Annotated in this window: 10 protein-coding genes; 8 read left to right on the top strand and 2 right to left on the bottom strand. The window is 34.5% G+C overall.

The window, feature by feature from the left end:
* Positions 1 to 195: 195 nt before the first annotated feature.
* The 3 genes from parE to ACEN3Z_RS06270 all read left to right on the top strand — a co-directional run bounded on the left by parE (position 196) and on the right by ACEN3Z_RS06270 (position 5,785).
* Positions 196 to 2,295, top strand: a complete 2,100-nt coding sequence (gene parE, locus ACEN3Z_RS06280; RefSeq protein WP_407090168.1) for a DNA topoisomerase IV subunit B — start codon at positions 196 to 198, stop codon at positions 2,293 to 2,295.
* Positions 2,285 to 4,780: a DNA topoisomerase IV subunit A gene (gene parC, locus ACEN3Z_RS06275; RefSeq protein ID WP_407090167.1), complete on the top strand. Its 2,496-nt coding sequence runs from the start codon at positions 2,285 to 2,287 to the stop codon at positions 4,778 to 4,780. The genes parE and parC overlap by 11 nt, the downstream gene beginning before the upstream one ends.
* Before the next feature lie 75 nt (positions 4,781 to 4,855).
* Positions 4,856 to 5,785, top strand: coding sequence for a manganese-dependent inorganic pyrophosphatase (locus ACEN3Z_RS06270; protein ID WP_407090165.1), 930 nt, complete (start codon positions 4,856 to 4,858; stop codon positions 5,783 to 5,785).
* 101 nt (positions 5,786 to 5,886) lie between these two features.
* Here the strand turns inward: ACEN3Z_RS06270 and ACEN3Z_RS06265 are convergent, their stop codons facing one another.
* Complete coding sequence (locus ACEN3Z_RS06265) at positions 5,887 to 7,593, bottom strand: NFACT family protein (RefSeq protein ID WP_407090163.1); 1,707 nt, start codon at positions 7,591 to 7,593, stop codon at positions 5,887 to 5,889.
* Positions 7,594 to 8,031: 438 nt separating this feature from the next.
* Between ACEN3Z_RS06265 and ACEN3Z_RS06260 the strand changes: the two genes are divergently transcribed.
* The 5 genes from ACEN3Z_RS06260 (at position 8,032) to nrdH (ending at position 11,989) form a co-directional block, all read left to right on the top strand.
* Positions 8,032 to 9,033 (top strand): ABC transporter substrate binding protein, encoded by a 1,002-nt coding sequence (locus ACEN3Z_RS06260; RefSeq protein WP_407090161.1) that lies wholly within the window; start codon positions 8,032 to 8,034, stop codon positions 9,031 to 9,033.
* An 8-nt stretch (positions 9,034 to 9,041) separates the two neighbouring features.
* A complete protein-coding gene (locus ACEN3Z_RS06255; protein ID WP_407090159.1) occupies positions 9,042 to 9,932 on the top strand; it encodes an ABC transporter permease in 891 nt (296 codons plus the stop codon).
* Between the two features lie 16 nt (positions 9,933 to 9,948).
* A complete protein-coding gene (locus tag ACEN3Z_RS06250; protein WP_407090157.1) occupies positions 9,949 to 10,740 on the top strand; it encodes an ABC transporter ATP-binding protein in 792 nt (263 codons plus the stop codon).
* A 29-nt stretch (positions 10,741 to 10,769) separates the two neighbouring features.
* Positions 10,770 to 11,627, top strand: coding sequence for an LD-carboxypeptidase (locus ACEN3Z_RS06245; RefSeq protein ID WP_407090155.1), 858 nt, complete (start codon positions 10,770 to 10,772; stop codon positions 11,625 to 11,627).
* Positions 11,628 to 11,761: 134 nt separating this feature from the next.
* A complete protein-coding gene (gene nrdH / locus ACEN3Z_RS06240; RefSeq protein WP_407090153.1) occupies positions 11,762 to 11,989 on the top strand; it encodes a glutaredoxin-like protein NrdH in 228 nt (75 codons plus the stop codon).
* A gap of 77 nt (positions 11,990 to 12,066) precedes the next feature.
* Here nrdH and ACEN3Z_RS06235 read toward each other — a convergent pair whose 3' ends face one another.
* Positions 12,067 to 13,224 carry an AraC family transcriptional regulator gene (locus ACEN3Z_RS06235; RefSeq protein WP_407090151.1) on the bottom strand — a complete coding sequence of 386 codons (1,158 nt, stop codon included), beginning with the start codon at positions 13,222 to 13,224 and terminating at the stop codon, positions 12,067 to 12,069.
* Positions 13,225 to 13,431: the final 207 nt, after the last annotated feature.

Below are 13,431 nucleotides of genomic sequence, written 5' to 3'. Positions count from 1 at the left end.
AAACAATGTGAGTAATCATTTAACGGCAATAGAAATGAAAAGAGTTTGCAATATCCAAGTTCTTTATATAAAATTCAAAAGGTCAAATGCAATTAAATCGTGACAAATAAACATTTTAAAATTTAATACAGAAAAACAGAAAAATTTTTGATATGATAAAGTAGTTGATTATTAATAGAAAAAAGAGGTGTAATATTGGCACAGAAACCAAACCTTACAAATTATAATGATGATGCCATTCAAATACTCGAAGGACTAGACGCAGTACGTAAGCGTCCGGGTATGTATATTGGATCGACAGATCAAAAAGGCTTGCATCATTTAATATATGAGATAGTAGATAATTCAGTAGACGAAGCGTTAAGTGGATTTGCTGATAAGATAAATATAACGTTAATGGAGGATGGCAGTGTCCTAATCGAAGATAATGGTCGAGGGATGCCTATTGGTTTACATGACAGTGGTATTCCAACAATTCAAGTCATCTTTACAGTGCTACATGCCGGAGGTAAATTCGGTCAAGGTGGCTATAAATCTGCCGGAGGGTTGCATGGTGTTGGAGCGAGCGTTGTTAATGCTTTATCAAGTTGGTTAGAAGTAACCGTTTATCGTGATGGTTACAAATATACAATGCGCTTTGAAGATGGTGGTAAACCAGCGACGAAACTGAAGAAAACAAAGGCACCTTCGAAATCCATGACAGGGACGACGGTGCATTTTATGCCGGATGATAGTATTTTTGGTAGCTCAAAAATCAATTATAGCACGATTAGCGAGCGATTCCGTGAATCTGCTTACTTATTAAAAGGCTTAGAAATTACCATCGAGGATAAAATTCATGAAGAAAGCGAAACATTTTTATTTGAAAATGGTTTACATGATTTCATCAATTACCTAAATGAAGAAAAAGATACAATGGGTGAGATTGCGAGTTTTTCAACTGCTGTGGATGAATTCGAGATTGATTTTGCTATGCAATACAATGATGGCTATTCTGAAACAATTCTTTCTTTTGCTAATAATGTCCGCACTTATGGTGGGGGAACGCATGAAACGGGTATGAAGACGGGAATTACAAAAGCGTTTAATGAATATGCACGTAAATCAGGCTTACTAAAAGAAAAAGACAAAAACCTTGAAGGATCAGATGTGCGTGAAGGGTTAGCAGCCGTCATATCTATTCGTGTACCTGAACAATACTTACAATTCGAGGGGCAAACTAAAGATAAACTGGGTACACCGAAAGCGCGTCAGTTAGCTGATAATGCTGTGAATGAATTTTTATCTGCTTACTTAAATGAAAATGGTAACTTCAGTCAAATGATTTTACGTAAGGCGATTAAAGCGCGTGAAACACGTGAATTAGCCAGAAAAGCCAGAGATGCAGCACGTACCGGTGCTAAGAAATCTCAACAAGAAAAACTAATTTCTGGAAAATTAACCAAAGCACAATCAAAAGATGCTTCGAAAAATGAACTTTATTTAGTCGAGGGAGATTCAGCTGGTGGGTCAGCTAAATTGGGACGTGACCGTCGCTATCAAGCAATCTTACCATTACGAGGTAAAGTCATTAATACTGAAAAAGCCTCGATGGCTGATATTCTAAAAAACGAAGAGATTAATACGATGATTTATACCATTGGTGCTGGGGTTGGGAAGGATTTCAATATCATTGAATCTAACTATGATAAAGTCATCATTATGACCGATGCGGATACCGATGGGGCTCATATTCAAGTATTACTACTTACGTTCTTCTATCGTTACATGAAACCTTTATTAGAAGCCGGGAAAGTATACTTAGCGATGCCACCACTTTACAAAGTAAGTAAAGGAAAGGGTAAGAAAGAAGTGATTGAATATGCTTGGACAGATGAAGAATTAGAAGAAAAAATTAAACAAGTTGGAAAAGGCTATATCTTACAACGTTATAAAGGTTTAGGTGAGATGAATGCTGATCAATTATGGGATACAACGATGAATCCTGAATCACGTTTATTAATCCGTGTAACCATTGATGATGCTGCCATGTCTGAGAGACGATTAACAACTTTAATGGGAAGCAAAGTAGAACCAAGACGTAAATGGATTGAAAGCAATGTCCGCTTTACCTTGGATGAAGAGGATACACTGCTTAAAGAATCTGATATCAGTACGAGTCAAAAAGACGAGGAAGCAAGTATCGATGTCAAAGAAAAGTTAGAAAATCATTCTGAACCCGAGATTGATTTAAATCATGACAATGGTGAATCTCAGATAAATTTATTTAGTGAGGATGATATAAATGGTCGTTAATCCAAATGAACACATTGAAGAACTGACGTTCGCAGACGTCATCGGTGACCGATTTGGTCGCTATTCTAAATACATTATACAAGACCGTGCCTTGCCTGATATAAGAGACGGATTGAAACCAGTACAACGTCGTATACTATATGCGATGCAACAAGACCGTAATACGTCTGAAAATGCTTATCGTAAGTCGGCTAAGACCGTTGGGAATGTTATAGGTAACTACCACCCTCATGGGGACTCATCAGTTTATGAAGCGATGGTCCGATTAAGTCAAGACTGGAAGTTGCGAGAGCCATTAATTGATATGCACGGTAATAACGGGAGTATGGACGGGGATCCAGCTGCAGCGATGCGTTATACGGAGGCTCGTCTATCACCTATAGCGTCAGTACTATTAGAAGATATAAACTACGAAACAATTGATTATGCGCTTAACTTTGATGACACGATTGAAGAACCGATAGTCTTGCCAGCAAGATACCCTAACTTAATTGTCAATGGCGCGACAGGGATTTCAGCCGGTTATGCGACCGAGATTCCGCCTCATAATTTAGGTGAAGTCATTGACGCTGTTATTTATATATTGAAACATAAGAAATATGAACTCTCTGATTTATTAAAATTCATCAAGGGTCCAGATTTTCCAACCGGCGGGATTATTCAAGGAGCGAAAGATTTAAGTAACGCCTATGAGAACGGGAACGGAAAAGTCGTTGTTCGCTCTAAAATTGATATTGAAACACTTAAGGGTGGTAAGTCACAAATTGTTGCGACCGAACTCCCTTATGATGTAAATAAGTCTAAACTCATCCAACGTTTAGATGACATTCGTTTACAAAGAAAATTAGAGGGGATTTCAGAAGTCCGCGATGAATCGGACCGTGATGGAGTCCGCCTTGTAGTTGAATTAAAACGCGATGTCGATGCCGATGCTGTATTGAACTATTTACTAAAAAATTCCGAATTACAAGTAAATTATCACTTTAATATGATTGCCATTCATAACAGACGTCCTGTATTAGCGAATTTAAAACTAATTCTTGAATCTTATATCGATCATCAACGTGAAGTAATTACTAGACGTACGAGATTCCAATTAGCTCAAGATAAGACACGTTTACACATTGTAGACGGGTTAATTCGAGTAATGTCAATCTTAGATGAAGTGATTGCAAGCATCCGCCAAAGTGAAAACAAATCCGATGCGAAAGCAAATTTAGTAAAAGAATTTGATTTCTCAAATGAACAAGCAGAAGCGATTGTTTCATTGCAATTATATCGTTTAACCAATACTGATATTACCGCTTTACAAAATGAGCGTTTAGAATTGAATGAACGTATTGGTATGTATGAAAATATCTTAGCAAATGATGATATTTTAAATAAAGTATTAATTCATGAATTAAGCGATGTGAAAAAGAAATTTGCAACACCACGTCGGACTGAAATTGAAGCTGAAGTTGAAGAAATTAAGATTGAATCAACACTTTTAATTCCACAAGAAGATGTCGTTGTATCCGTAACGAATGAAGGTTATGTTAAACGCACAAGCCACCGTTCATTTAATTCGTCTGATACATTGAATTTGGGGCGTCGCGAATTTGATTATGCAATTTATGTTGAGAAGTTAAGTACTTATGATGCGATCGTCATGATTACTAACAAAGGAAATTATATTTACATACCAGTCAATGAATTACCTGATATCCGTTGGAATGATATGGGAATGCACATCTCACAAAAATACCGTCTTAAAGAGGGTGAGCAACTCGTTGCTGCCTTTAAAGCCGTTCAAGGTATTGGTGAACCAGATTCAAGTATTGCTGACGATAAGATACTTCTTGCCACACGTTTAGGAATGATTAAACAAACTAGGCTCGATGAATTTGTAACATTTAGAAGTTACAAAACAAAATCAGCTGTTGCTATGAAATTGAAAAAAGACGACGAGCTTATCTCAGCAATACCTATCAAAGATAAGACTAACTACCAAGTCGTATTCTTAACACATCGTAGTTATAGCTTAAGATATCCGATTAGCGAAGTGTCTAGTTATAGTTTACGAGCACAAGGGGTTATTGGTATAAACCTTAAAGAAGAAGATTATGTTGCTGCTGCCTTAATTATCGAAGATGATACGAATACACAAATTGTTGGATTAACTCAAAGAGGGAATATTAAACGATTTAAACCAGGTATTGTTGGATCAGCTTCTCGTGGTAGCCGTGGTATTCTATTATTAAAAGAATTGAAGTCTCAACCACATCGTCTAATCAATGCGTTAGCAATTACAGATGCCGATGCACCATTAGTCGTATATGGTGATACTGGCTTTGAAAGTGAGATTCAACCGAATGATTATCCAATATCAGAACGATTATCAAACGGTTCTGCTGTTAAGGAAATTGAAAAACTAGGGAATATACTTGATATACATCTCGCTCAACTAAAACTAATTAATCAAGAATCTAAAAATGATGAATAGTTAGAAAAGGTCATTCATTTTTTAGTAATATAATGATAAACTATATTAGAATTAACCGTAAGGAGGAATATATTCATGTCAAAATATTTAGTTTTTGGACATAAAAATCCAGACACTGATGCGATAGCATCAGCGATTGCATTTAGTTTTTATTTAGAAAAAATCGGTCATGAGTCAGAAGCTGTGGCTCTTGGTACACCAAATGAAGAAACTCAATTTGCATTAGATTATTTTAACGTTGAGAGACCACGTGTTGTGTCATCTGTTTCAAATGAAGTAGAACGCGTCGCTTTAGTTGACCATAACGAAGCTACACAATCAGTGAATGATTTAGATGAGGTTGAAGTTGATTTCGTTATTGATCACCATAGAATTGCTAATTTTGAAACATCTAATCCATTATTCTACCGTGCAGAACCAATTGGAAGTACAGCAAGTGTTATTTATAAACTATTCAAAGAAAATAACATTGATGTTCCAAAAGCAATCGCAGGCTTAATGTTATCAGCGATTATCTCTGATACGTTATTATTCAAATCACCAACAAGTACATCACAAGATGAGAAAATTGCGAATGAATTAGCAAAAATTGCAGATGTAAACATTGATAAGTATGGTCTTGACTTATTAAAAGTAGGAACAAAATTAAGTGCTAAATCTGCACTTGAGTTAGTTCAATCTGATTCAAAAACATTTGATATGAACGAACAATCCGTCCGTATTGGCCAAATCAATGCGATTGGGTTTGACGAGATGTTAGGACGTAAAGATGAAATATTAAATGCAATGCGTGAAGAAATTGCTGCAAGTAACTTTGATTTATTTGTCCTATTGATTACAGATATTTTAGAGAGCGATTCAATTGCCTTTGTTCTGGGCGAGAATATTATTCCTGTAGAAAAAGCATTCAAACAACCAGTGGTTGAAGAGGTAATTACTTTACCTGGTGTTGTATCACGTAAAAAACAAATTGTACCTCAATTAACTGAAGCATTTTCAGACTAAGCAAATGAAACTGGTGAAGATTTCTTTACCAGTTTTTTTTATGAAAACTAAAAAACAACCCGCTAACGAGTTCGAAAACTAGACAGCGGGTTGTTTTTTGATTAATCGTTTATTTTTAATTCGCTAATTTTTTTCTCAACGGGTGTGACAAACAGAGTATTTTGACCTTCATAAATCACATAGCCAGGTTTAGCACCATTGGGTTTACGTAAGTGCTTCACTTGAACAGTATCAACAGGGACATTGGCAGAATTTTGAGATTTAGAATAGTAAGCGGCTATCTCAGCTGCCTCTGTCATCGTTTGATCACTTGGTTTGTCTGATTCAACAATCACATGGGCACCAGGAATATCTTTAGTATGTAACCACCAATGGTTTTTACTTGCTTTACGCATACTTAATTCATCATTTTGTTGATTATTACGGCCAACATAAATCATTACACCATCGCTTGATTGGAAGCGACGCGGTTTAGATTTTGATTTAGCTCGTTTTTTATCAGATTTATTACGTTTTCCACCATAACCCTCTCGAATTAACTCGGCTTTAATATCTTCAATGTCTTCAATTTCTGCTTGTTCAAGCTGCACAAGAACTGAATCTAAATATTCTATTTCTTGCAGGGCTAATTTTTCTTGTTTTTCAATAAAGCGTAACGAGTCACGATATTTGGTATAGCGTTTGAAATAAGCTTGACTATTCTCAGATGGTGTTTTTCTTGGATTTAATTCAATGGTATAAGGTTCATTGTTATCGTAATAATTAGGTACAACCGTAGAAGCTTGACCTTTTTCGATTTGATACGAAAAGGCATTGATTAATTCACCTTTTAGACGATAAGTATCCGCATCTTGGGCGACTTGTCTGTCTTTTTCTAAGTTTTCTAATTTATGATAATTTTTCTCAATGATTTGTTTGATTCTTTGAATTAAATCGCCAGATAATTGCTTAACTCGATCAAAACGAACTTTTTGATTGTAGAAAACATCTAGTGATTTACTTAATGATTCATAATAATCTCGTTCGCCTTCAAGATAGGGCAGATCCATCGCGTAAAATTTCATTTGGTTATCAGTTCTAAATATGACGGGTTGACCTGTTTTTAACTCATGTAAGTATTTTTCTAAGGCTTGATAAGCTGTTAGTTGGTCATCATTTATCCATGCAGTAATTTGTTTACTCGCAAGACCTGACATTCCTTGAATTACTTTAGATGCTTTACCTGTTGCAAGTAATTCTTGGTTTTCGGTGGCAAATTCGTTTAATTGCGTATCACTCAGTGTCAAGATATTTTCTTGATTTTCATTTCTTGGTGGTAGGATATATTTTGCACCTGGTTGTAAACTTCTAAAACTATTCATACTTGGTGGAATATGTTTAATACAATCAATAATTTTATCCGTAACGGGATTAACTAATACAATATTACTGTGGCGACCCATTAATTCAAAGATAAGTAAATAACTTTGTAAATCACCTAATTCATCCCGGCCACTTAATTCAAATGTGATGATTCGGTCATTTTCATATTGACGAATATCCAATACTGTTGCATTTTCCAGATGTTTTCTTAATAGCATGCAAAACATTGGCGCTTGCTGTGGATTATTCGATTTCTCCTCTGTTAAGTGCAAGCGGTAGTAGGTTGGATGAATTGAAGCGTCCATCCGATAATTGGTACGATTTGCTCGTATAACAAATTGTAATTCTTGTTCAAACGGTTGATAAATTTTGTGTATGCGTCCATTTTTTAGTTTGGAAGTTAGCTCTTCTGTTATTTTGTGTGAATAAAAGCCATCAAATGACATCAACCAAACCTCCTTTAATAACATGATTTTACTAGACTATTATTGTACATTAAATAGGCTGAAATTACTAATTATCAGAACGTAGCCGATTATTAAAGAAAGATTAAAAAAAGAATAGAAATGGTTGACATATATTTAACGAGGTTGTATCATTGTATTAACAAATAAGAAAGGGGCCAATGAATATGACGAACCAAGTTAACAACAAAATTAATTTAATCTGGCAAAGCTGGCGTAGATAGGTTGTAGACTTGGAATCCGTTCCATGGATACAGCCCAGTTTGAATTTAACTGAAACTGTATCTATGTGGCTCTTAATCCAGTTTACCACATAGAGTTTGTAGTCTTACAATCTATGTGGTCTTTTTTTATGCTTTATTAAGCTGACACATAGATTGTATGTGTCGGCTGTTTTTTATTTAAAAAAGGAGAATAAAAATGAAAAAATTACAAAAATTTATCTTAACAATGGTTGCACTGGCATTAGTAATTGTATCAAGTACGACAACAAAAGAGGTTTTCGCTCAAGAAGATTCACTAGATGTAGCGGTTGTTCAATTAGTTACACATAGTTCACTCGATGATATCCGACAAGGGGTTTATGATGGTTTAGCGGAACACGGGTACACTGAAGGAGAAAATTTAACAATTAATTACCAAAACGCTGAAGGAGATTTAAACATCCTCTCAACGATTGCTCAAAGTGTTGTTGCTGAAGAACCTGATATGATTTTCGCCATTACGACACCGGTAGCGCAAGCATTTCAAAATGTCACATCAGATATACCTATAATTATGACAGGAGTCACTGATCCTGTTTCAGCAGGAATTGTTGATGATTTAGAGAACCCAGGTGAAAACATTACAGGCGCTAGTGATGCTGTACCTTATGAAGATCAATTTGAATTATTATTACAATTAAAACCGGATGTACAAAAAGTTGGAATGATTTATACAACAAGTGAAGATAATTCATTGGCAGAGACTGAACAAGCAGCAGCAGTTGCTGAAGAAATGGGCTTAGAAGTTCAAATTGAAGGAATAGCTTCAACTATGGACATGCAATTAGTAGCTCAAACTTTAGCTAGCGAAGTTGATGCGATTTATGTTGGATCAGATAATACTATTGCAAGTGCCTTTGAAACATTATTAGATGCTACAGATGCAGCAGGAATTCCAGTTTTTACAACGGTTGACGTGATGGTAGGACAAGGGGCATTATCAGCTGTCGCAATTAACCAAAAAGATATTGGATTATTAGCAGCCGATGTTGCTAAAGAGATTATTGATGGTGCAAACCCAGGAGAAACACCGGTTCAATTTTTAGAAGAATTACAACCTGTGATTAACTTTGAAACAGCAGATCGTTTAGGTATTGAAGTGCCAGAAGAGCTCGCTTCTGAAGTGATGGATATTAAGGAGCGTTTAGGTGAGGAGTAGTTGTTAGTATGAGTATTTATTTTAGTGCAGTTTATCAAGGTATATTATGGGGAATTATGGGATTGGGACTTTATATTAGTTTCAGAATCCTACGATTTGCCGATTTAACTAGCGAGGCATCATTCACTTTGGGTGCTGCTTCGGCGGTTACATTAATTACAATGGGTGTCAACCCAATTATCGCCACATTTGCATCAATTATCACAGGAATGTTAGCTGGTTTAGTGACTGGGTTATTAACAACGTATTTTGATATCCCTGCCTTACTTGCAAGTATCATCTCACTGACCGGATTTTATTCGATAAACTTACGGGTAATGGGGAGTCCAAATTTAAGCTTACGTGGTTTTGATACGATATATAGTTACTTAAGTGAAGTTGTTGAAAGTGTCCAATATCAAAGAGCTATTGTTGGCTTAATTGTTGTTTTACTTGTTATCCTTTTTATGACTTATTTATTTAAGACCGATTTAGGACAAGCGATTATTGCAACGGGTGATAATGAAATCATGGCAGCTTCCTTTGGAATTAAAACTAATACAATGAAACGATTAGCATTAATGTTTGCCAATGGATTTATTGCACTAAGTGGCGCATTAGTTGCCCAAGATAATGGATTCTCAGATGTTCAGATGGGTACAGGAACGGTAGTTGTTGCAATGTCTTCAATTGTTATCGGAGAAGTTATCTTTAGAAAACAAATGAAATTATCTGGACGTTTTATTTCAATTGTTGTCGGATCAGTGATTTATCGCTTAATTATTGTATTTGTACTTCAATTAGGCTTTAATCCAAACGACTTTAGATTAATCTCAGCCTTAGTATTAGCTATATTCCTAGCATTACCAGCTATCTCTAAGAAAATGGGCTTAAATAAAGCTAAACTAGGGAAATTATAGGAAGGAGAGTGTAATCATGACGGAAAATTATTTAGAATTAAACCATGTATCCAAAGTTTTTCAACGAAGAACTGGAGATATTGTCAAAGGGTTAGAAGATATTACTCTCTCTGTAAAACAAGGTGAAATTATTGCTATTATAGGAACAAACGGAGCAGGAAAGTCGACGTTATTTAATGCACTTACAGGGCATATCGAACCCGATGAAGGAAGTATCTTATTAAATAATACGGATATTACACAAATCCCTCAAATTAAGCGTGCCAGTATTGTAGCAAGAGTGTTTCAAAATCCAAGTATGGGGACGGCTCCTCGAATGTCTGTATTGGAGAATCTAATGTTAGCAAGTAAACGTGGTAAAAAACGCGGTTTGTCTTTATCATTAAATGCTGAAAATAAAGCTGAAATGGCAGAGTATATTTCTCAATTTAATTTAGATTTAGAGAAGCGCTTAGACTTACCCATAGAATATTTATCTGGTGGACAAAGACAAATCATCTCATTAGTGATGGCAACGATTCAAAAGCCACAACTATTATTATTAGATGAGCATACATCAGCGTTAGATCCACGTACTGCTAAACAAGTCATGGAAATGACACACAAAATGGTAACAGAAAACAATTTAACTACTTTAATGATTACCCACCATATGCAAGACGCAATTAAATATGGTGACCGAATTGTTGTCCTCCATCAAGGAAAAATTGCGAATGTATATAGCAAAGAAGAAATTGCTAGTTTAGAAATTGGACATTTGCACGAACTTATGGAAAAATTAGTAGAGATTGAAGCAAATGCTTCTTAAAAGAACTTGATATAGAAAGTGATGATAATATGCACCTGAATTCTGATGATGAAGTCATCTTGCTTGGCTGTTCAAACGGACTAGACTTAGATGAACAAGTAAGATTAAAGATAACATCTTTATATGATTGTTTGGTTAATGAATTTAATCTCAAAGTTAATATAAGCCCTACTATATACATAGATCCGATTAATAATGAAACACATGACGCTACTTACCGAAAAAAAGAATTATACAATGCCTTGATAGAGCCTAATATCAAAGCTATTTTCGACTTATCAGGAGGAGACTTAGCGTTAGAAGTATTAAACCAATTTACTGAAGATGATTGGCGAGCAATTGAGTCTATCTCTGATAAATTTTATTTAGGTTATAGTGATAATACAGTGATTATTAATGCATTATTATTAAAAACAAACGTTAAAGCTGTAAACTTTTTAGCAACTAATATTGTCAAAGACAAATCAGGCATTGCAAAAGATAGTTTTAAACGTGTGTTATTTAATAATGAACGGATCGATAGAGGAAGTACAACACCAAACAAATTAGATGAAAGTGCAATTATTATAGGTGGAAATATCCGATGCTATTTAAAATTAGCCGGGACACTTTATTTTAACCTTGATAATGCTGAAGGATTACTACTTGAAGGTCAGTCTGGTGATATTAATAAAATGCGCAGCTACTTTTCACAACTTGATTTATTGAATATTTTGGATAGAATGAAGTTTGTAGTTATTGGCCAGTTCAGTGAAATAAAAGAAAAAGGCCAAGAAGACGAATTATACAAATTAGTCCAAACTTATCAGAATAAATATAATTTTAAATTATATTTTACGGATTATGTCGGACACCATGAAGCCGTATATCCATTTATAATGAATTAGTTTCAGTGTCATCATTATTGTGAAAAATAACTATATATTGTGTCGTATTTAACGAAGCGATCAATATGTAATTGTTTTTTGTTTGGAAATAAAGTATGATGAGTTTATTAGTTCAAAGAAAGAAGGTCATATCCATGTCAAAAATTACTGTTTATTCAAAACCAAATTGTATGCAATGTAACTTTACGAAAAAATATTTAGATGATAAAGGTGTCGAATATTCTACACTCGATGTGTTTGCTGATGAGGAAGCACTTAATTATATTAAATCATTAGGCTTTCAATCCCTTCCTGTAGTTGAAATCGATGGGGAAGATCCTTTTAACGGTTTCCGTCCAGATTTATTAGCAAAATTAGCTTAATCAAAAAAATTCCACTCTTTAAAGTTAGTCAATAACTTAAGGAGTGGATTTTTTTGATTAGTGTAAGTTCAACTTGTTCAAACAATTGATTTAGCATAGCTAGAAGGGCTTAAACCAAATTCCTTGCTAAATGCTCGAGAGAAGTACTGAATCGAACCATAGCCAAGATAATCCGCTATTTGCGATAAGGTCATTTGCGTTTCTTGAATCATTTGTTTGCTTCGGTTTAATCGAATAGTATTTATATAATTTTTTGGTGTTGTATTTGCGTATTTATTAAATAACGATTGTATGGTTGATCTTGATAATGAGAAATGTTCTACTAAATCACTCACTTGATTTTGGTCTTCAACATGTGCATCAAGGAAATCGACCATAGCTTGGAATAATTCATTTTCATAATTTTCACGCATCGATGTGGTTGGCTTTTCGGTATGATTCGCTTCACCTTGAACAATTTTAAGTAGAATTAATTTTAAGTTTAATAACACTTCATCATCTGTATATCTATCATTGGTTGTAATGTTCGATAATTCAATGATTCGTTCAATTAAAGCTGTGTTTTGAGAACCTAAGTGTATGATTTGATTTGTTGCTGTAGGAGTTAAACCCTTTGCATCAAATATAATAGATAAATAAGACGTTATTCCATCTTTTGTAATACTTTGTTTTCTTACTTGTCCTGGTTGATAGATAAAGCAATCATTCTTTTTAGCAACATATTCCTCATCATCAACATGATGAATTAACTCACCTTGATCAACAATAATAAGTTCGTAATAATCACCTGGAATTGATAGACTTTCGAAAGGCGCCATCTTAATTTGATAGAACAAAGTATGTAGTTTTTCAAGTGTTAGTTTTGGTTCGTATTTTCGAATCGCAATTTTTTTTGCTGTAGGAACTGTCTTAGGAGAATCTTTCCCAAGAGGTTCCATAAAAATACTACATTCTTCTGTGATAGCGAGAGTGTTAAAATAGACACCTGGGACTAAATCAATACTATTAGTTAAAATAAATTCTTGGTAACTTGTCTCATCTTCAGGTGTTGTAGTTAACACAATTAATGCAAGTCCTATATCAGAAGTTAACCTCACTGATTGATTAAAACAGAAAAATAGCTCAGAATCACTCTTTTGAATTTGCATCCGTCTATTTATCTTTTTAGATTTTAAAATGGAAGACTCATCCATAATTGTATAAAACTCAGAATGATTATTCGACGTTGTTTTCAAGTGCATTTTTTCACCTCTACCCATTCTACTTGTTAGTTCAGATAACATTATACCTTAAATATTAATTCTTTACTAATAATTATCTAAATTAGTGATTTCTTTTTGTTGTTTGATTTGTCAAATTAAGCTAGACAAAACTGCTTCATCTAAGTAACTCAAAAATACTTCCAACGGTGTTCGGTAGTGTAAGGATTTCCGTGGAATCGT

The organism is Ruoffia sp. FAM 26254, from assembly GCF_045528545.1.
GTDB lineage: Bacteria > Bacillota > Bacilli > Lactobacillales > Aerococcaceae > Ruoffia > Ruoffia halotolerans.
Note: the sequence above shows the minus strand (reverse complement) of the source record. Positions and strands in the feature narration are given on the sequence as shown.

What these genes read in the sequence shown, in the direction of transcription:
- parC (WP_407090167.1), top strand. Translation starts at nt 2,285, where the DNA reads ATGGTCGTTAATCCAAATGAACACATTGAAGAACTGACGTTCGCAGAC.
- ACEN3Z_RS06270 (WP_407090165.1), top strand. Translation starts at nt 4,856, where the DNA reads ATGTCAAAATATTTAGTTTTTGGACATAAAAATCCAGACACTGATGCG.
- ACEN3Z_RS06265 (WP_407090163.1), bottom strand. Translation starts at nt 7,593, where the DNA reads ATGTCATTTGATGGCTTTTATTCACACAAAATAACAGAAGAGCTAACT.
- ACEN3Z_RS06260 (WP_407090161.1), top strand. Translation starts at nt 8,032, where the DNA reads ATGAAAAAATTACAAAAATTTATCTTAACAATGGTTGCACTGGCATTA.
- ACEN3Z_RS06255 (WP_407090159.1), top strand. Translation starts at nt 9,042, where the DNA reads ATGAGTATTTATTTTAGTGCAGTTTATCAAGGTATATTATGGGGAATT.
- ACEN3Z_RS06250 (WP_407090157.1), top strand. Translation starts at nt 9,949, where the DNA reads ATGACGGAAAATTATTTAGAATTAAACCATGTATCCAAAGTTTTTCAA.
- ACEN3Z_RS06245 (WP_407090155.1), top strand. Translation starts at nt 10,770, where the DNA reads ATGCACCTGAATTCTGATGATGAAGTCATCTTGCTTGGCTGTTCAAAC.
- nrdH (WP_407090153.1), top strand. Translation starts at nt 11,762, where the DNA reads ATGTCAAAAATTACTGTTTATTCAAAACCAAATTGTATGCAATGTAAC.